This window comes from Mucilaginibacter sp. GW821-FHT07H05 (assembly GCF_059418485.1).
On sequence record NZ_JBWKPY010000002.1, the window covers coordinates 62,713 to 82,570 of the forward strand.

General features: G+C 43.4%; 20 protein-coding genes. 4 read left to right on the forward strand and 16 right to left on the reverse strand.

Going from position 1 to position 19,858, the window contains the following annotated elements:
- Positions 1 to 68: 68 nt before the first annotated feature.
- From AC07M6_RS04300 to AC07M6_RS04315, 4 genes are read left to right on the forward strand one after another with little or no spacing between them, the layout of a single operon-like run.
- On the forward strand, positions 69 to 551 hold the full coding sequence (locus tag AC07M6_RS04300; protein ID WP_494887688.1) for a hypothetical protein: 483 nt from the start codon (positions 69 to 71) through the stop codon (positions 549 to 551).
- A 10-nt stretch (positions 552 to 561) separates the two neighbouring features.
- Positions 562 to 1,701, forward strand: coding sequence for a response regulator (locus tag AC07M6_RS04305; protein ID WP_494887689.1), 1,140 nt, complete (start codon positions 562 to 564; stop codon positions 1,699 to 1,701).
- Positions 1,702 to 1,705: 4 nt separating this feature from the next.
- Positions 1,706 to 2,047 (forward strand): STAS domain-containing protein, encoded by a 342-nt coding sequence (locus tag AC07M6_RS04310; RefSeq protein WP_494887690.1) that lies wholly within the window; start codon positions 1,706 to 1,708, stop codon positions 2,045 to 2,047.
- Positions 2,048 to 2,052: 5 nt separating this feature from the next.
- Positions 2,053 to 2,592: a hypothetical protein gene (locus tag AC07M6_RS04315; RefSeq protein ID WP_494887691.1), complete on the forward strand. Its 540-nt coding sequence runs from the start codon at positions 2,053 to 2,055 to the stop codon at positions 2,590 to 2,592.
- An 18-nt stretch (positions 2,593 to 2,610) separates the two neighbouring features.
- Here the strand turns inward: AC07M6_RS04315 and AC07M6_RS04320 are convergent, their stop codons facing one another.
- The 16 genes from AC07M6_RS04320 to efp all read right to left on the reverse strand — a co-directional run bounded on the left by AC07M6_RS04320 (position 2,611) and on the right by efp (position 19,819).
- Positions 2,611 to 3,792 carry a glycosyltransferase family 2 protein gene (locus tag AC07M6_RS04320; protein WP_494887692.1) on the reverse strand — a complete coding sequence of 394 codons (1,182 nt, stop codon included), beginning with the start codon at positions 3,790 to 3,792 and terminating at the stop codon, positions 2,611 to 2,613.
- Positions 3,793 to 3,851: 59 nt separating this feature from the next.
- Positions 3,852 to 5,189, reverse strand: coding sequence for a lipopolysaccharide biosynthesis protein (locus AC07M6_RS04325; protein ID WP_494887693.1), 1,338 nt, complete (start codon positions 5,187 to 5,189; stop codon positions 3,852 to 3,854).
- On the reverse strand, positions 5,189 to 6,694 hold the full coding sequence (locus AC07M6_RS04330; protein ID WP_494887694.1) for an O-antigen ligase family protein: 1,506 nt from the start codon (positions 6,692 to 6,694) through the stop codon (positions 5,189 to 5,191). Before AC07M6_RS04330 ends, AC07M6_RS04325 begins: the two co-directional genes overlap by 1 nt.
- An 8-nt stretch (positions 6,695 to 6,702) precedes the next feature.
- Complete coding sequence (locus tag AC07M6_RS04335) at positions 6,703 to 6,840, reverse strand: hypothetical protein (RefSeq protein ID WP_494887695.1); 138 nt, start codon at positions 6,838 to 6,840, stop codon at positions 6,703 to 6,705.
- A gap of 51 nt (positions 6,841 to 6,891) precedes the next feature.
- On the reverse strand, positions 6,892 to 9,054 hold the full coding sequence (locus tag AC07M6_RS04340) for an exopolysaccharide transport family protein (RefSeq protein WP_494887696.1): 2,163 nt from the start codon (positions 9,052 to 9,054) through the stop codon (positions 6,892 to 6,894).
- Positions 9,054 to 9,716: a TolC family protein gene (locus tag AC07M6_RS04345; protein ID WP_494887697.1), complete on the reverse strand. Its 663-nt coding sequence runs from the start codon at positions 9,714 to 9,716 to the stop codon at positions 9,054 to 9,056. Before AC07M6_RS04345 ends, AC07M6_RS04340 begins: the two co-directional genes overlap by 1 nt.
- A 2-nt stretch (positions 9,717 to 9,718) precedes the next feature.
- Positions 9,719 to 10,810: a sugar transferase gene (locus tag AC07M6_RS04350; RefSeq protein ID WP_494887698.1), complete on the reverse strand. Its 1,092-nt coding sequence runs from the start codon at positions 10,808 to 10,810 to the stop codon at positions 9,719 to 9,721.
- A complete protein-coding gene (locus AC07M6_RS04355; protein WP_494887699.1) occupies positions 10,791 to 11,177 on the reverse strand; it encodes a response regulator in 387 nt (128 codons plus the stop codon). Before AC07M6_RS04355 ends, AC07M6_RS04350 begins: the two co-directional genes overlap by 20 nt.
- 200 nt (positions 11,178 to 11,377) lie before the next feature.
- Positions 11,378 to 12,379, reverse strand: coding sequence for a glycosyltransferase family protein (locus AC07M6_RS04360; protein ID WP_494887700.1), 1,002 nt, complete (start codon positions 12,377 to 12,379; stop codon positions 11,378 to 11,380).
- A gap of 236 nt (positions 12,380 to 12,615) precedes the next feature.
- Entirely contained in the window at positions 12,616 to 13,902 is a 1,287-nt protein-coding gene (locus tag AC07M6_RS04365) for a DEAD/DEAH box helicase (protein WP_494887701.1), read from the reverse strand.
- 331 nt (positions 13,903 to 14,233) lie between these two features.
- Positions 14,234 to 15,529 carry a phosphopyruvate hydratase gene (gene eno / locus AC07M6_RS04370; RefSeq protein WP_494887702.1) on the reverse strand — a complete coding sequence of 432 codons (1,296 nt, stop codon included), beginning with the start codon at positions 15,527 to 15,529 and terminating at the stop codon, positions 14,234 to 14,236.
- Positions 15,530 to 15,743: 214 nt separating this feature from the next.
- Positions 15,744 to 16,469, reverse strand: a complete 726-nt coding sequence (locus AC07M6_RS04375) for a DUF2490 domain-containing protein (RefSeq protein WP_494887703.1) — start codon at positions 16,467 to 16,469, stop codon at positions 15,744 to 15,746.
- Between the two features lie 157 nt (positions 16,470 to 16,626).
- On the reverse strand, positions 16,627 to 17,790 hold the full coding sequence (locus tag AC07M6_RS04380) for an ABC transporter permease (protein WP_494887704.1): 1,164 nt from the start codon (positions 17,788 to 17,790) through the stop codon (positions 16,627 to 16,629).
- 125 nt (positions 17,791 to 17,915) lie between these two features.
- Entirely contained in the window at positions 17,916 to 18,680 is a 765-nt protein-coding gene (locus AC07M6_RS04385; RefSeq protein WP_494887705.1) for an ABC transporter ATP-binding protein, read from the reverse strand.
- 165 nt (positions 18,681 to 18,845) lie between these two features.
- Positions 18,846 to 19,145, reverse strand: a complete 300-nt coding sequence (locus AC07M6_RS04390) for a hypothetical protein (RefSeq protein ID WP_494887706.1) — start codon at positions 19,143 to 19,145, stop codon at positions 18,846 to 18,848.
- 113 nt (positions 19,146 to 19,258) lie between these two features.
- Entirely contained in the window at positions 19,259 to 19,819 is a 561-nt protein-coding gene (efp, locus tag AC07M6_RS04395; RefSeq protein WP_494887707.1) for an elongation factor P, read from the reverse strand.
- Positions 19,820 to 19,858 lie beyond the last annotated feature (39 nt).

Genomic DNA, 19,858 nt, shown 5'->3' on the forward strand with positions numbered 1-19,858 from the left:
TTTTATAAACCCTGCCGCCTGGCTTTACTTTATGCGTTTAATATCACTATTAAATTACACAAAACGAAATGGATAACGTATCGTTAATTGAAGTTAAAGTTGATGAACTGGCCGAGCTGTTGCTGAAAACACCGCTCGATAAGGAACAAACACAGCATATTAAAGATAAAATAAACGACGCGCTTGATGCCGCTTCGCTCCCAAAAAAAATAGAGGCTTTCCGCGAGCTGGACCCCGGGCTAAGCCGACTTGAATTGATTGACGACCTGGAACTTTTACTATCGCAACACCAGCTGGATAATACCATTACCCAAAAATTCCTGTTCAGGGAAAAGTTTAACCGGATGCTGGTGATCATTATTGGCTGCATTATGATATTGCTGGGTATGGGCATGATCATTATGCCGGCCCCGCCTTATTTTGAAATGTATACCCTGTTTTATTTTAACCCTAACGACGGGGTGACCATAATGGATGTAATTTCATTGCTTATTGTGTTTACCGGTGTATATTTGTTTTCGAGCGCTATTATCAAAAAGCCAAAAACCTGAAAGACCACCCATGCCTGCATCACATAAAATACTTCTGGTTGACGATAACCCGCTTGTTTTAATGACGATGGGCCAGGCCTTAACCCGCGAAGGCTTTATTTGCATGAAAGCCGATTCGGCCCCGCACGCAATGGAATTGCTGGAAAAAGAAACCCCGGATATTATCCTGTCCGACTATGATATGCCAGGTATCAACGGCTTCCAGTTTAGGCAGCAGCTGATGGATAGCAAAAAGTTTAAGCATATCCCGTTTATGTTTTTAACATCCATGAACAATGCCGAATTAATGCTGGAGGGCATGAACATGGATGCGATAGATTATATTGTAAAGGATGTGCCCATACCGGTTATCGTTTCTAAAATAACCAATGTATTAAACACCATCCGCGAGCAGCACGAGCGTTCGATCAGCGAGCTGAGCCGGGCAGCCGTGGCGCTTAACCTGAATTCGGTACCGCAAAACACACCAGCCATGAATGGCTTTGCGCTTGATTTTTGGCATAAACCATTTCAAAACTATCCCGGAGGCGATTTTATTGATTTTATCAGGATCGATGAGCGTTATACTTTTATAGTGCTGGGCGATGTGATGGGCAAAAAGTGGGGGGCATGGTTCTTCTCGTTCGGGTTTTTAAGTTATGTACGGTCGGCAGTGCGCCTTTGTATTTTTGACGGCGACCTGTCTACCAAAAGCATCATGCAAAAAATAAACACCGTGGTCCATTACGATCCGGTGGTGAGCGAGGTGCTATCCACCCTATCGTTAGTGATGATAGATACCGTGCAATCGCAGATTAGCTATTCGGGCGCGGGCGATCTGCCTTTGCTTTATTATAATCATGCCGAAGCTAAAACAAGCAGGATCCAATCGGCCGGGTTATTGTTAGGCTTAAGGCCCGATGGCGATTATGATGAATTTGCACTTAAACTAAACCCGGGCGATCAGTTAATGATGATAACAGACGGGCTGATAGATTTTGAAACAGCAGGCCGCAAACGATCGGATTATGCGGTTTTTGAAGCGGGGGTTTTGCCCTTTTTAGGCAAGCCCGATACTTTTACACAACTAAAAGCAAGCGACTTTATAATAAAAAAAGCACAGGAACAGGTAGACGATTGCAGCCTGATCTTTTTAGAAAAGGAGATTTAAAACGATGACATTAAAAACCCACGACAACAACGGCGTAATCATTGCCGAAATATTGATCCAGGAGGCCAACCTATCGCAGGCTGATGCCCTGAAGGCTGAAATGATTGTACTGATTGACCGACAACCAAAAAAAGTACTGGTTGATTTTAACCGGGTACAATATGTGGATAGTTCCTTTTTAGGCGCTATGGTATCATCGTTAAAATACGCGGTGGCTAATAAAACAGATATAGCGGTAATTAATTTACCAAAGGATATATACGATCTGTTTGCACTGATCAGGCTGGATAAAGTTTTTAAAATATATCCTAACGAAGCTGAAGCACTTGCCGATATTAATAAATAGATAAAATGACTGCCTGGCCAATTAAGCACCTAATGATCTTTCCGAACAGGGCGGAAAAGATATATCCTTTTTTGCAGGATGTAATCAGCTTTATTGAGCGGCACATCCCCGAAAAAGCCGAACAGGTTGCTTTTAGCATCCGTGTAATTATTACCGAACTATTAACCAACGGCATTAAACATTCCCGGCACGAACCAAGCGGCATCGAACTGAATATCAGTCCAGATCTCCTGATCATCAAAAAGATAGATAACGGCGAACCGTTTCAGCTTAAAGGACCGGGCATGGAATGGCCATTAACCGATAAGGTTGACAACCATGTTACCATATACGCCGATGAACTGAATGGCTTGTTTGCCAAAATTATTGCGCCATATAGTTTAAGCTTTTATGCTGAAAGTTACCCCACCAACGATGAGCGGTTTATAGACATATCCGAACATTATGGTTTAGTTATTATTTGCCGGGCAAGCAATAGCTTTGTTTATCAATATAACCCGCGCAGCCAGCAAAACATCTTTACGGCAACCATTAACCTGGATTAATTGAAGATCAGCTATAGGCTATTTGGGAGCCTCGTGCGCGGTATGGATAAACTTTTTATTAGCGCCTTTTAGTTTAAACAACAAGGCAAACATGGTAAAAAATATAAAAGGCAGCCTTAATACGGCGTTCAATAATTTTTTATTAAAAAACGCGGGGGGTATAGCAATAATAATGGCCAAATAACACAAAGCCGTAGCGCCCAGCCACCAGTGCCATGAAGGACCGGCGCCCAGAAAAGACAAAGCCAGCATCATGGGCATAATGCCCAGCATTAACACCCGGGGCAAAATGGATAGCTGATATATCTCGTTAAAATGATCACGGTTACCGTGTTTAAATAATTCAGACAGCCCGGTTTTCCAATAGCGGCCAAACAGGCTAAACTGCGCGGAAAGCCAGCGCTTACGCTGATTTTTAAAATTATCGGGCTTGCTTACCTTTTCATCATACATCAGGGCTTCTTCGGCGTAGGCTACGCTTATTTTATCGCCGGTAAGCAGTAGGCCCATTTCCTTATCAAAGCCGCCAACGGCATCTATACGCAGCATAACCGCTTTAAAAAGCTGGTAATCCAATGCCATCCCCGAACCAATGATAGCCGCACTGAGGTTAAAAACGCGTTGTGCCTTACGGAAAATATGATTATTGATCTCTTCGCTAATGGCATCCAGCATAGCTATGGAAGTTTCGCTGTTTAATGCTACCCTGTGCCCTTGCACCACTTTGTTGCCGGCTACCAGGTAGCGGTTAATGTGATGTAGAAAATCGGGCGCGGCTATATTATCAATATCGTACACTACCGCCGCGTCAAAACCTTCTTCGGTATTTTCAATGGCCTTATGCAGGGCTTTTGATTTGGTGCTGCTTTCAAAAAAAACTTCTACCACCTGCAGCGGCATCTGTTTTAATAGCGCTACGGTTTCGGGCTGTAGTTTATCGGCAATTACGCATACGTGATAGCTGTCTTTGGGATAATCTATTTTTAGCGCCTGGGCTGCGGTGTTTAAAATAATGGCATCTTCTTTATAAGCCGGTATATAAATTACAAACTTTAATAGCCGGCCGGTCACCGGCGGCTCGGGCACCCGGATCAGGCGGCCCGCCAAGGAAAAAACAAATAAGTAAAGGCAATATATGCCCAGGTAAATAAAAAGCAATAAAAAAACAATATCCGCTATGCTTAATAATATCTCCATCATATCAGTCCCTTGATCTTTTATACGTTTAAATCTACAATTAAGATATTGGTCTTGCTAACTTATTTTGCTTTACGCAGGGCTTTAACTGCTATGCCTTTTAATTCGGCATAACCCAGGGTAAAGATATCCCTCATGGTAAATTTCAGATATTTTTTTAAACTCCAGTATCCAAAAACAGTACCTACTGTAAATGTTAAAATAGATGCAAGCGCTACGCCGTATATGCTATGAAATATTAATAAACCCGCAATATCGCCCGCAACATTTACAGCAAGCATAATATATACCTTTATCATATTTACACGCGGCTTATTGATCATATCCAGGGTAATGCCCATAAACCGGTCCACGGGCAGCAGCATGGCAAAAGTCATAAAGATCCTGAAGATGAGCGCTGCCTCTGATCCTGCAAACTTTTTACCGCCAATGATGTCGATAATTACACCGGCGCCAATAAAACCACCTATACAAATGGGCAATAAAGCAATGATTAACATGCCGGCAAACTTTTTCATCAGGTATACCACGCGGGCATCATCGCCATTATTTGAGGCTGCCGAAATAAGCGGCATAGCTGTTGATGTAAAGCTGCGTATAGGTATCTCAATAATCTCCATCAGCCTTTGCGGGATACTGTAAACACCCACTGCCGCGTCGGCGCCCCTGCCCATCATAATTTTAATAATATAGATATCCGAGCTGCGTAATAAATTAGAGGCGAATGATGTGCCCACGCTAAATTTGCCATAATGAAACAGTTCTTTAATCCCTTCGCGGCTCCTGTTCCCTATCTCCTTTATCCTGTCCCAACCGGCCACTATGGTAAATATGCTGGCAGCGCCCGATGAGATTAGATTAGCCAGAACGGTGTTCCTAACTGTTAAATGGTGGAAAACGATGAGCAGGATCACAAAAACAAACATTAAACCCTGGTTAAATACACGCAGGTATAATATGATACCAAAGCGCCCTTCGGCCTGTAATATCCATAAGGCCACGCTAAACGGCAGTGTGGCTATAAAGGTGATGCCAAACCAGTTAATAATGGTTTGCATACTCTGGTTATCGCTATTGTGGAAAATAAGGTAAAGTACCAGGTTAATGATACAGGCCAGCAGGGTAATACAGATACCGATGTACCAGGCCGAGCCGGCAATATTTTTTGAACGTTCGGGCCCCGACCCGGCATAAAATTTAATCAGCGAGTTTTGCAGGAAGCCCGTGCGGAATACATCGGCCAGGGTTAAGTTTTGTATAAAAAAGATCCAGTACCCTACTTCGTCCTTACTGCCCAGGTAATGGTAAAGCAAAAAGGTAACCAAAATCCCCATAGCTGCTACAACCACATTGCCGGCAAACGATAAAAAGTGGTTATTACGGAGTTTTTTCAGGATCATTAAACGGTTTTTAAAGGAATATTATTTGCTGAATTTAATGATAAATACTTTTCGGTATCCAATCTTTTTAAAACATTTATTAAAGCTATGGATAAATAAAACATAATGTTTGAGGGGAACTGCACAATAGATTGTTGCGGATAACTGCCAATATTAAACGCAAACAATACCAGCACCATAGTTAAACACAAATTACGCAGTTGCGGATCGCGAATGAGGAAAAAGTTATTGATGCCCATTTTTAAGGCGGCAAATATTAAGGAGCAAAACAGCAACAGGCCAATCCATCCCAGTTCAACCGCTACACGTACATAGGTACTATCGGGCGGAAACTTGGATAAAGGCGCGTTGGGCGCAAACCGCTGCCCCCATATACCTACCGAACCCAGGCCCCCGCCAATGGGGTGCGTTTGGATATACGGTTTTATAAAAGCCTGATTTTTGGCGCGCACATTAAATGAGGCATCGTTACTGGGCTTAAACGCGCTTTGAAAACGCTTGATCAGGCCGTTTGATGTGGGCATAAATATCAGAACGGCAAATACTACAGCGCCAAACAAACTCACTATCAATACTTTTTTATTGAAATACAGCACTACCAGCATCATTAAACAAGCCGGCACCAGTACATAAGCGGCCCTTGTACCCGAAAACAGCATGGCGTACATAAAAAGCAGGATCATAAAAACCAGCATTGTTTTTTTAACAGTGCTGTAAGGCCCAAAAAGTAAGCCTATACACATTACGGTACCAATGCTCATATTATAGGCATACACTACCGGATCTGAAAATATAGAGAACTTGCGCCAGTGCCCCGCCTGGAAGTTGAGCCACATGGTAAGCGGACTTTTACGTAATACGGCCCATTCATAAGGGAAGTAGCCGTTTATCTCCTGCGCGTAACCATATATAGCAGCCAGTACCGATAAGCCCAGCCATACTTTTATCAGCAGCTTTACAAATTTCAGGTCGTTTATCTGGTAAACGAAAATAAAATACATAATCACAACTACCGCTACCGTGCGCACCGTATAAACCCAGGCCAGTACGGATACCGCGGCCGGGTTAATCACTTCTATAAAGTTATAAGCTATCCAGCCCAATACCAGGTAACTAACCGGGTCGGCAAAAATTTTCCAGTTGCGGTTATATTTCTGTTTCAGGAAAAAGCTGATGATCAGCAAGTACTCCAGGGCGTCCATGGTGGTGCCGACAGGCGCGTCGCTGGCAAATTTACCCGCAAAATTTACCAGATACGACCAGATAAACAACGATAATATGCCAAATTTGGGATAGGCAATAATACCATACAGCACCGGTATCCCCACAACAACGGCCAGTATACCAGCGCCGCCAAACATGCCATAACGGTATACTACATAGCTGATCAATACCGCCACCGATAAAAAAAATAGCCATATTAAAGGGGTCGACAGTTTGCTGGCAACTATCTTTTGCCAAAGGGTCTGTTTATTGGCGTTCCTGGTCAGATCGATCTCATACATTGCCGGTCCTATAAAAACAATATTTTAACAAACCAAAAAAACACACCTGCAAATGCAAATATCAAAGCTACAATGCGTGTAGTGTTTTGAAATTTGGTGAGATGTTTAAAACGATCTTCGGCTACAACTTCCGGTTCTTCTTTCATATCACATGAAATTGTATAAGCTTTTATAATAACGGCAGCCTTAACCAGGTATTACCGTTTTTCTTTCTTTTTAGTATTGTATACCGCCCTGTTAAGCACCCAGCCTGCAAACTTCAGATCCATTGCCTTCAGATACTTAACCAATTGTTTTTTGCTGGCGCCGATGCTTTGTCCGGCTTCAAAAACAGAAATAAACTTGTTAGTAAACAGCAACCATTCTTTAGCCTTATTCATGTTTTCGAGCGCTGGTATCTCAATCAGTATCACATCGTACATGCTTTTTAATTCGTTCAGCCTATCGCGCACAAATTGTTCATCGGCTATCTCCAGCAAGGTGATATCACCGCCATAGTTGCCAATAACGCTGTTAGTATTACTTAAGGGTGTGTGCTTGCCGGGTGTGTTTTTAAAAACTTCCTCGATATACAATTTGGGGTTTACCGTTTTACTGATGGTAGGGTTATCAAAGTTCCCATCAATCAGCAACACCTTTTTATTGATCATGGAATAAGAATAGGCCAGGCTGATGGCCAGCAGGGTTTTACCTTCGCCGCCACGCATGCTGGTAATGCCCAGCACCTTATCGCCATCCAGTTCCTGATCGATCTCAAACCGGATAGAACGCAGCAGATCCTTAAATTGCTGCATTTTATCGCGGTGCTCCACATCCCATAACTTACGCAGGTCGATGCTCGATCCGCTGATATGGTTTAAATAACCCAGTACCGGTAAATGGGTAGTATTAGATAGTTGAGTTGGGCTTTTAACGCTATCATCCAGAAAAAACACCACAAATAGCACCATTACACAAAAAACGCCGCTAACCAACCCGCTCAATATCACCAGCAGCATCTTTTTTGATGGCTTGGCCCGCTCGGGCGAGGCATATTCTACCTGCATGAGTTTCGAGGCCGAATTGTTTTGCAGGTTAGTATAATTGTATTTGGCCAGTACGTCCTGGTATTCCTTGGTGGCATTGTCGATATCAAAGTTGTAGGCCTTTAATTTAGCATCGAGGGGTACCAGCGCATTATAACGGGCATTTAGTTTTTGCAGCTCGTTTTGTATGGTTTTGATGCTGTATTTAGCCAGATCTGACGATACTTGCAAAACATTCCTTTGCCGCACCAGTTCATCTTTCCCGATCATCGGATTACTGATATACTTATCAGAGGTTTGATTCATTTGGGATACCAACTGCTGCTGCAACGAATCTATAGATACTTTAAGCTTTGGATCGAAGCCGCTGCGCACATATTGATCTGTTAACGCATGCATTTTATCATAAATACCCGTTACTTCAACGTTTGATGGCATAATCTGCGCTTCCAGATATTTTCGTTCGCCCGGCTGGAATTTTTTTTCAATATTGGCAATAGTCCCGCTGTACGATTCTACCTCCTTTTGGGCCTGCAAAAGCTTCTCGTTATTGGCATAGATCTGGTTTGAAACGGTTTTTGACTGATCATCTAAATTTAATATTCCGTTTTTGATCCTGTATTTCTGAAGACTATCTAATTTATCACTCAATACCTGCCGTTTCTCCTGCAAAAGCTTAAATAAGTAGTTAACCGCAGTAGCCTGGTTCTCTTTTACAACATAACTGTAATAGGAAATAAAACCCTGGCATAAAGAATTGATCATTAAAGCCGACAGCTGCGGATTTTCGGATGTTGCCATTATGGTTATAAAATCACTATTGTCATCCCTGTATATGACTATAGCTTTTCTTAGAGTGTTTTCATCATACCCTTTTTCAATGATGAGGTCATTTAACCATTTTTCATATTTATCATAAAGCGACAGTGGTTCCAGATGCTGTAATTTATAGGTATATTTGGCAATAGCCGCGGTTTTATCGGCGGCAGTCATCTGTAAATAATCTTTAGGCATCGGCTTAAAAGGGATGTCTTTACCGTCCAGATCATGAATAATGAGTTTGTAGGAAACCATATCCATCATCTTTTTCAGTTTCATCATCTCTATCAGATTACTAAACTGTCCGTATATTTTGTTTTCCTGAAGATTAATACCGAAAGGGTCAAGTATTTGCCGGTTTTGGTCAACCAGGCCGGTTGCTATCTGGCCGTCTGATTCATACACATCGGGCAGGTGCCGTACCAAAAAAAAGGATATCGTTACTGTTACCAGCGGAATAACAATAAGTATGTATTTGTATTTTAGTAAAAGTTTAAAAAACTCTTTTATTTCCATTATTTAATATCTTCAAGGCGTTTGCCTACAACTTCTTCCAATCCCACTTTCGCATTAAAAAAACTAAGCTCGCCCATTAACTTATTACTGTTTTGCGAGTATACCAAAGCTTGCGCATTGCTATATTCGGCAAGTGTGATCTCAACTTTTTCGTATTTATACTTTAACTGTTCGGCGTTACTTTGCGCGTCTAATACGGCTTTTGTTAATACGCGTAAATTGGCTTTAGCTTCAATGTAAGCAAAATATAATCGTTTTACCATTGCTTCAATGGTATTATTAAGCATCGACTCGTCTAACTGGGCAATCTTTACCGCCTGGCGGGCATTATGTATTATAAAAGGTTTTGCAATTAACGTGCCTAAATTTAAGCTAAGTGATACCTGGTACCCATTGAGCAAATATATTGATCTTTGGGGATTGTATACATAATACGGAGTAATTACATCAAACCACGAAGTTTGTGCCTGGTGATAAGCAGTAAGGGCTATATTGGTTTGAGCGGCCTTCATCCTAACCGGCACATAGTATTTTTTAGCCGTATCTATCAGTTTTTGCAGGTAGGGGTAGGAAATATCCGGTACAAAACTTTCCTGGGCACGAAGCCGGCCGGCAAAAACACAAATAAATAAAACCGGTAATAATAGTAGCTTTTTGGACATCGTTATACTTTTTCTTTTTGAAACAAGGCGGGGATAGTACTGAATATGATCTTCAGATCAAGTAATATGGAGTAATTCTGAGCATAAAAATTATCCAGCTTTTTTCTTTCCCTTTCGCTCATATCGTCCTTGCCGCGTTTGGTTACCTGCCATAAACCGGTTAAGCCGGCAGGCCCTAAAAAGCGCATGGCCCATTCGTTCGATGTCAGCATTTCAGCTTCGTAAACAGGTAAGGGGCGGTTACCTACTATCGACATATCGCCTTTTAAAATATTAAAGAATTGCGGTAATTCATCAATACTGCTGCTGCGCAAAAATGCGCCCAGCTTGGTGATACGCGGATCGTTCTTTATTTTAACAAACGATGCCGATTGCCCGCCGGTTTCTTCGGCTGCATATTGGTTATTCTCTACAGATAGTTTGGCCAGCAGCTGATCGGCATCGCTGCGCATAGAGCGAAATTTATAAAAATCAAATACCTTATAGCCTGTACCTACGCGTTTGCTTTTATAGATAATAGCGCCTTTCGAGTCTAATTTAATAGCGATGGCCACAATGATAAACAAAGGCGACAGCAGTAACAGCGCCATGCCCGAAAAGAAGATATCCATAGCGCGCTTGCCTGTTGGCAGTGTATAAGTGGTATCTACTTTTTTAGAAAGCTCGGACAGGGTTGGTTTAATCAGTTTAAAGTTTACCAGGAAATTTATCCGTTCGCGCAGATGCATCAGGTTAATCGGCATGGCATACAGATCGTTCACCCTTAGTTTAATAGCCTTCTGCCTTAATTCCAGGTCGGGTTTGCCCGATACCAGTACAATCAGCATTTGTTTAAACAGGCTGTTCTTCTTTATCCGCTCAACAAGCTTTAACGTTTCGCCCGCGTCGTCAACCTCCACTACAATAATATCGGGCATACTCAATATCGATTGCTCGGCCAGATATTCATCCAGCTTTTGGGTATCCGGACTGGCAAAAATTTGGTAATGCGCCGGCAGTTCGGCAAAAATCATGTCGCGCAGTTCGGTCCCGGCATAAGCCAGTTTAACTCTCAATCCTGCACTTTCGTTCCAGTCAGTTGTTATGTGTGTCATAAACTTGCAGAATTTTGCTGATTTCGGATTTTAACATAGTGGGGTTAAACGGTTTATGCAGATAGGCATCAACCTTAAATGGCATGGTTGTAACCTGGTCGTCCAGATCGTGCGCCGCTGATAGTAATACAACGGGGATATCTTTATAAAAACCGCTTATTTTAACATTTTTTACAAAAGCCTGCCCATCAAACGTAGGCATAGCCAAATCGGATATAATCAGTTCGGGCATGTTACCATCTTCCAGCCAGTCAAGCGCGTCAAAGCCATTGGTTTTAACTACAATATCGTAATCTTTCGACAGTATAAAATTAAGCAATTTTAAAATACTTAAGTCATCATCAACAATCAGTAAAAGCTTTTTCATCCTAAATAATTACAATTTACCGGCATCACTTTTTTAAACATTCCAACCTTCGCTAAAACATGTTAAAATAGTAAAAATGCTCCACTCTTCCGTCTTAATTTAATTTTAATAATAAATATTTGCCAGGGCTTAAAAAATCGTCTTGCTAATCCTATTATGTATTCATTACTTGTAAATGCGGTTTATCAATTAAAACAAGCCTATAATTTTTGTTCGCCTTTATATTTTTCAACTATGGTATGCAGTATCTCTTTTGTAACGTCGGGATAGTCTACCTTAACAATCTTGCCATTTTCGAGCCAATTTAACAGTATGTGATGATGTTTTTCTTTTAAACTCTTCATAACCGGTACGCCCATAGTGTTTAAAGCGGCGGCATTAAGGTGTTGCTCATACTGGCTTTTCATCGGGATAACCAATAGCTTCTTATTCATAAACAGTGCTTCGGCTGGTGTTTCAAAACCGGCGCCGCATAACACACCTGCCGAACTGGCCATGCTTTTAATAAACTTTTCGTTATTTATTGGCTGTATATGTACATTTTTATGCTTTAAAACCTTTTTATTATGCTTCGAAAAAACATCCCAGGTAATGTGTTTAATTTCGGATAAACACTTAATCAGCCTGCGGTCATCGTACGCGGGTAGGTAAACCGTGTAATGCCCTGCATTAGTAACCACTTGCTCCCTTACTTGTTTACGAATAACGGGTGTAAAAGTTTTTTTATCAAACTGGGCGAAATGAAACCCGTATTGCACACTCACAGGGGCATAATGATTGAGAATAAAATTCCCCATCATATCCACATCTTGTGGTTTTGGGGCATGTTCTGCTACCACTGCTGCCTGGTGGCTTAACCCGATACAAAACTTGTTTTTAAGCTTACAGGCCCAGGCCGATACCGGCTCAAAATCATTGATCACCAAATCGTAATCCTCTACAGGGAGTTTGTTAATTTCTTTTATAAAAAGACGCAACTTAGCTTTATACAGGCTTTTCCATAGATCTACCCCGCCTTTTTTCCCAAAAATAAACCCCAGGCCGTTAAACTTGTATTTAACCGGAAAGGGCAACGACAGATCGCCCTGGTTGCCGCTAACCAGTACATCAACCTGGCCCATCTGCTGTAAAATGGGCACAATATCCATAGACCGGCTCAGGTGCCCGTTGCCGGTACCTTGTATAGCGTATAAAATTTTCATATCTGCTTGTTTAAATGTAATAATACCTTGTGTTTGATATTTTAAATATTTATTAACAAATACCCAATAACCGGGTATTACGGCTAAATATCCTTAATTTAAACATAACGTAAAGCCACTTAACAAACAGATAACATACATTTAACACCGCAATAAAGTATTGCCTAAAAACAAAAGCCGGCTGTTGGGCCGGCTTTAATATGCTGTTAATTTTAATGACCAGGTTAGGTTTAACCTTACCTTGGCCCACGGCGCCAGTTACGGTTACCGCCGGCTTTATTTGCATTCGGGTTTTTTTGTGCCGAAGCATTACGCTGGCCCGAACGGTTGCCTTGCTGTGGCTTGCCTTTTAACTCCTTTAATATCCGCTCCTGCGTGGTTAACTCCTTCATCGGGTAAGGATGTTCGGCCTCAACCGGGATAGCTTTTGCAATCAGCTTGTGGATATCCTTTAAAAAATCTTTTTCATCCTCGTCGCAAAAAGACAGCGCTATGCCGCTTGCACCGGCACGGCCTGTACGGCCAATACGGTGTACATAAGTTTCGGGGATGTTGGGGATCTCGTAGTTAATTACGTGAGTCAAATCGTCTATATCAATACCGCGGGCGGCAATATCGGTAGCAACCAATACCCTGGTAGTGCGGGCTTTAAAATTGGTTAGCGCCCGTTGCCTGGCGTTTTGCGATTTATTACCGTGGATAGCCTCGGCAGTGATACCGGCGCGGCTTAAATCCTTCACCACCTTATCGGCACCGTGCTTGGTACGGGTGAAAACAAGGGCTGTAGCAATGGTTTTATCTTTTAAGATATGCTGCAGTAAAGCGCGTTTATCTTCCTTACCTACGTAGTATAAAGCCTGCTGTATGGTATCGGCGGTTGACGATACCGGGGCAACTTCTACCTTTTCGGGCTTGTATAAAATGGTATCGGCCAGTTGCTGAATCTCGGACGGCATGGTAGCCGAGAAGAACAGCGTTTGCCTTTGTTTAGGCACCTTGGCGATGATCTTTTTTACATCGTGCACAAAACCCATATCCAGCATACGGTCGGCTTCGTCCAGCACCAGTATTTTCAGATGGTCCAGGCGGATAAAGCCCTGGTTCATCAAATCCAACAAACGGCCGGGAGTAGCCACCAAAATATCCACACCACGTTTTAAGGCGTCGGTCTGCGGATTTTGCGATACCCCGCCAAAAATTACCAAATGCTTTAAGCCTGCATGCCTGCCGTAAGCGGCAAAGCTTTCATCTATCTGGATAGCCAACTCGCGGGTTGGGGTTAGTATCAGTGTTTTAATGGTTTTTTGCTCTTTGTGCTGTTGCTTATCCTGGTACAATAACTGTATAATAGGGATAGCAAAAGCGGCAGTTTTACCGGTACCGGTTTGCGCGCAGCCTAAAAGGTCGCGTTGCTTTAATATAATGGGGATTGATTTGGATTGTATAGGCGTAGGCGTGGTATAACCCTCGGTTTTTAGGGCCCTGAGGATAGGCTCAATTAAATTTAAATCTTGAAATGACATGTATTGTTTCTAAATATTATGTGCTAACGCGATTGCATAAGCGGATCTGAAGAGTCTCGTCGTGGAATGATCAAAACCGTAAGCTAACGGGTATTATTTGCGCAAAGATACGGTTTTTATTTGGGAATAGTCCGAAAGTCGGGAAGACGGCAAGTCCGGAAGATTAAATGACTTTAATTAAGCAATTGCAATACACAGCCCCCGGCATTAATAATGCTCTTACTCACCGGGGATTGCTTCGTACCTCGCAATGACGTGGTAGAAAACAAAAAAAGCCCTCCAATCTGGAGAGCTTTCTGCTTTTACCTTTCAGCTTTCGCCTCAAGTAATATTACTTCTTAAAATACTTAAAGTTCTTACCGATAAACTTAGCGTTAGCGCCCAGTTCCTCTTCAATACGCAACAACTGGTTGTATTTAGCGATCCTGTCCGAACGTGAGGCCGAACCGGTTTTAATCTGGCCGCAGTTAAGGGCAACAGCTAAATCGGCAATGGTAGCATCTTCGGTCTCGCCGCTACGGTGACTCATTACTGAGGTATAACCGTTAGTTTGTGCCAGGCTAACCGCGTTAATGGTTTCGGTTAACGAACCGATCTGGTTCACTTTTACAAGGATAGAGTTGGCGGTATCTTCATCAATACCACGTTGCAAACGTAATACGTTAGTCACAAACAAATCGTCGCCTACTAACTGTACTTTATCGCCAATACGCTCGGTTAATAATTTCCAGCCATCCCAATCATCCTCGGCCATGCCGTCTTCAATCGAGATTACCGGGTATTTTTCGGTTAACGAAGCCAGGTATTCGGCCTGCTCGGCGCTGGTGCGGATAGCGCCTTTTTCCCCTTCAAACTTGGTATAATCGTATTTGCCGTCTTTGTAAAATTCAGACGCGGCGCAATCAAACGCTAAACAAATATCCACACCCGGTTTATAACCTGCTTTTTCAATGGCCTGCATAATGGTTTCAACACCATCTTCGGTACCTTCAAAGGTAGGGGCAAAACCACCTTCGTCGCCTACAGCAGTAGATAATCCACGATCATGCAAAATCTTTTTCAGGTTGTGGAACACTTCGGTACCCCAACGCAAAGCTTCAGAGAAAGACGAAGCGCCAACCGGCATGATCATAAACTCCTGGAACGCGATCGGCGCATCAGAGTGTGAGCCGCCATTTACAATGTTCATCATGGGGATAGGCAGCGTGTTAGCATTTACACCACCAACGTAGCGGTATAGCGGCTGGCGGCTTTCCTGGGCCGCGGCTTTAGCAACAGCCAGGGAAACGCCTAATATCGCGTTAGCACCTAACTTACCTTTGTTGGCAGTGCCGTCCAGTTCAATCATCAGCTGATCGATGGAGTTTTGTTCAAACACATCAAAGCCTTTCAGTGCGGGGGCAATAATATCATTTACGTTGGCAACGGCTTTTAATACGCCTTTACCCATATATTTTGTTTTGTCGTTGTCACGCAGTTCAACCGCCTCGTGTACACCGGTTGATGCGCCTGATGGTACGGCAGCACGGCCAAGCGCGCCATTTTCGGTTAAAACTTCTACCTCAATGGTAGGGTTACCGCGAGAATCGAGTATCTGGCGGGCGTGAACATCAATTATTAAGCTCATTTTTTGTGGTCTATTTTTAGAGTGTATAAAGTACAATAAGAAACGCGGCTAATATACCACCAAAATCAGGAAATCGCAATCTCTTTTTTATGATTCCACCGATTATAGGATATGATTTCACCGATTACACAAAACCGATCGTGCTGATTACGTTTTGGTTACAACGATTTAACACACAGGCGCAATACTGAAATTGATAGCAGACTGCAACTGATCAATCGCTTGTACTTGGCAAATGTTCGCGTTTGGCGCTATTTTTACGGTTAATGCGGTACATCAGCATTAGCAGGATATTGTTTTTATCGTTACTTTGGTTGGGGATATAATTGTACTGGTTTACCCATCCGGCCTGCACAATCCACTTTTTATCAAACTGGTAACCCAACGCTGCCGAGATGCGGTTACGCTCGAAATTAGGCTCTTTATTGTTCAAAAAGATCTCATCAAAAACCGATACAAACCAGGTTTTGGCCTCTATCTTTTTGCTATTCAACGGGATAAACAGATTTAAACGGTAACGGAAACGGTTGCGGTAAATGCCGTTCAGCCAGCGCTGTTCTATGCGGTAACGGTGCTCCAGTTTAATGCGGCTCAGGTACTGGCTTACGCTCATTTGTTCCCACATGCGGGCCTCGATAGTGGTTGGCCCGGCGCCTAAGTTGTTGTAATCGTATGTGGTATAGCGGCCGCCGCCAATCAGCGCGGTGAAGTATCTATCCAGATCATAACTGATACCCGCCTTAGCCTCGTAGTATTGAAACTGGTTAAACGCCGGGCCATTACTGCGCACCTGCAATTCGCTGTAGCCGCCCCAACGATGGGCGCTATCGCCGGGCATCAGCACGGTTAATATGCCCCAGGTACCGGTTTTATTGTTTTGGGCCGAGGCCGTAAATGAGATAATTGCAACTAAAAGGAGGGTATAAAAAAACTTTGGCATTGTTAAGTTATTGTTAACAATGCCAAAAGTATAACTTTATTAATGATTTGTTTATATTGATTTCACCGATTAGGGATTGATTACACCGATTTTTTCATTTGCATATCTGCACATTAGCATATTTGCACATCCATTCCCCCTTTAGGGGGTTAGGGGGCTACTCCCATTTAAAAGTTTTAATAGCCACAGCATATATCACAATGCCCCATATCAGCAATATCAATAACTGATGTGTTACATCGCCCAAACCAGCACCTTCAAAAGCTACTTTGCGCATGGCGTTATTAAGGTGGGTTAAGGGCAAAGCCTCGCTTAGCGGCCTTAACCAGCTTGGGAACGACGAGGTTGGGAAGAAAGTGCCCGACAGTAAAAACTGTGGCAGCGTAATGATATTGGACAGCGGCGGCACCGTACTCTCGTTTTTTGCAATACCCGATACCGTGAACCCAAAACCCATAAATATAATGAGGCCAATGAGGGAGAGTGCCAGCATATTAAGCACTGTGGTTATCCCGTGGATCAGCGTAAAGCCGAAGGCATAATGGCCTATCCCTATAATGATCAGCGCGCCTAATAAGGCAAATACAATGCGGGCCATCATTTCGCCAAGGATAATGCTGTAACGTTTCACCGGCGTAGCAAAAAAACGTTTGATCACCAGCGTTTGCCGCAAGCCCAGGAATACAAAAGCTGTACCGAACACTCCCGAACTGAGCAGCGAGAAACCCAACTGCCCCGGCAGCATAAAATCGATATACCGGTATTCGCGGCCGCTTACGGTGGTTTCCTTTAAATCGATAATACTGGGTGCCTTAATGCCCGAATAGCTGGAGATTTTACTTAAATAGGCTGATTGGATATTGAAAAAGATGTTGTTCAACACCGATTTCAGTATCGCGCCCTTATCGCCCGATGCCTTGCTATACTGGATGCTCATGGCAAAGGGGCTTTTGACAGGTACGTTAGCTTGCGCCGATAATGGTGGGTACACGGTAAAGCCGCCGCTTTGTTTTTTGATATCTATCACGGCATCAATAGCGCCCTTGGCCAGGTTTTTATCCATCTCGGCCGTAGTTTGGGTTTTGATGAGGTTAATTACGCTTACCTTTTTAAGGGCCTGGTAAATGGGGCTCAGCGTATCGCAGGTTTTGGCTACACCTACATCAACCCGCACGCCGCCGCCACCAATATTGGCAAACACCATAATAAATATCAGCGGAAACGCTAAGGTAAACACCACAGCCGAAGGGCTGCGCAATATGGAACGTAAGCTGGCCCTGGCTATAGCCATTGTGGCGCGGAAGTTACTATAAGGTTTCATTTTCTTTGAAAATAGTCCGGAAGTCGGAAAGACCGAAAGTCCGGAAGTTTGTGATTGTGTTTACTGTTTAGAAATGTGTAATATCTTCCGGACTTCCCGACTTGTGCGGACTTCCGGACCTCTTTCTACCCCTCCCGCCATTCCTTGCCGGTTTTGGCTATAAAAACATCCTCCAGATTGGCTTCTTTTACTTCTTTTTTGCGCTTGAAACCGCCGGCTATCAGTTCGTCTATAAAATGGTCGGGGGTATCTATACCGATGATATGGCCGCCATCTACAAAGGCAACACGGTCGCACAGTTCCTCGGCTTCGTCCATATAGTGAGTGGTGATGACAACCGTAGTACCATTGTCGCGGATCTGGCGGATCAGGTCCCAAAGGTTACGGCGCGCCTGCGGATCAAGGCCCGTGGTAGGTTCATCCAAAAAAATGATGCGCGGATTGTTGATTAGCGTAGTAGCGATAGAAAAACGCTGCTTTTGTCCGCCCGAAAGATCTTTGTATTTAGCTTTGGCCTTATCGGTCAGCGCTACCTTTTCCAGCATATCCATAGCGGCTACTTTTACGCCATACAAACCACAAAACAGTTCGATCAGTTCTGATAAATTCAGGTTGGGATAATAGCCCGCCGCCTGCAGCTGCACGCCGATGCGCTGTTTAATGCTGTCGGCATCCTGTTCAATGTCAAAACCGTCTACCGTTATGCTGCCCGATGTTTTATCGCGCAGGGTTTCAATAATCTCCAGCGTGGTGGTTTTGCCGGCGCCGTTGGGGCCAAGCAGACCGAAGATCTCGCCCTCATAAACTTCAAAGCTGATGCCTTTAACGGCGGCAAAATCGCCGTAGTTTTTCACCAGGTTATTTACTGTAATAATAGGTTGTTGTGCCATGATGTAAAAATGGCATACAGCAGCCATATTTCCATCACTTTTTCGGCGAATGGCAGAATTTTTACGTTGAATGGTTGGGACGAGGGGCGAAAGGTAAAAGGATAAGGGCAAAAAGGTTAGTGCGTCAACCCATTACAGGCTATACCGGGCAATTGCTATAACTGTCTATAACAACTTTCCTGTATAATATAACCTCACTAACACCAGGCCCGCGCAAACAAAAACCAGCAAATTAATATACCAGTTGCGTTTAAACCATCCCCAAAAAACAATACTGGTGAGGATGCTGATCACCAGCAGCAACAGCAGGAAACATTTAAGCGATAACAGCGTAAGTGTTACTGATAATTGCTCGCCGGTTAGGTAGCCTATAAACGGAATAAGGAGAAACACGCCAAAAAACAGGGCTGTGCTCCAGCCATACATAGCAGCCGGGCTCACCATTATTTTGTTTAACCAATTCATTGCCCCTAATATAGCGGATAGCAGCTGAAAGGGAAAAGCACAAAGCCAAAAGCTTTTAACCAAACAGGGCCCCGGAATTCGGGGCCCTGTTTGGTATCTATCATATCAATATACTATTTAGCACGCTCAATATAAGCGCCGGTTGCGGTATCTACACGTACCTTATCGCCCTGGTTAATAAACAGGGGCACGTTAATTTCGGCACCGGTTTCAACGGTAGCCTTTTTCATAGCGCCGCTGCTGGTATCGCCTTTTACGGCTGGTTCGGTATAAGTGATCTCCAGCTCGGCCGATCCCGGTGTTTGCGCCATAATCGGCTCGTCGCTTTCAAATGCTACAATTACATTCATGCCTTCCTTTAAAAACTTTAAACCGTTGCCAAATAAATGCTTGGGAACGTTATGCTGCTCAAAGGTGCTGTTATCCATAATTACCAGGTCGTTGCCATCCTCGTACAGGTATTGGTAATCGTTGGTTTCTACACGGGCAATGCTTACCTCCTCGTCTGTACGGAAGCGGTATTCAACCAGTTTGCCGGTTTTTACGTTACGCATACGCGCCTGGTAAAACGCGCGCAGGTTGCCCGGGGTGCGATGTATAAATTCTTCTACCTGCACCAACTCGCCGTTAAAGCGTAGTATGTTTCCGTTTTTAATATCTGATGCTTTAGCCATATTCAATAATTGAGGCGCAAACTTAGGGACTTATCAGCA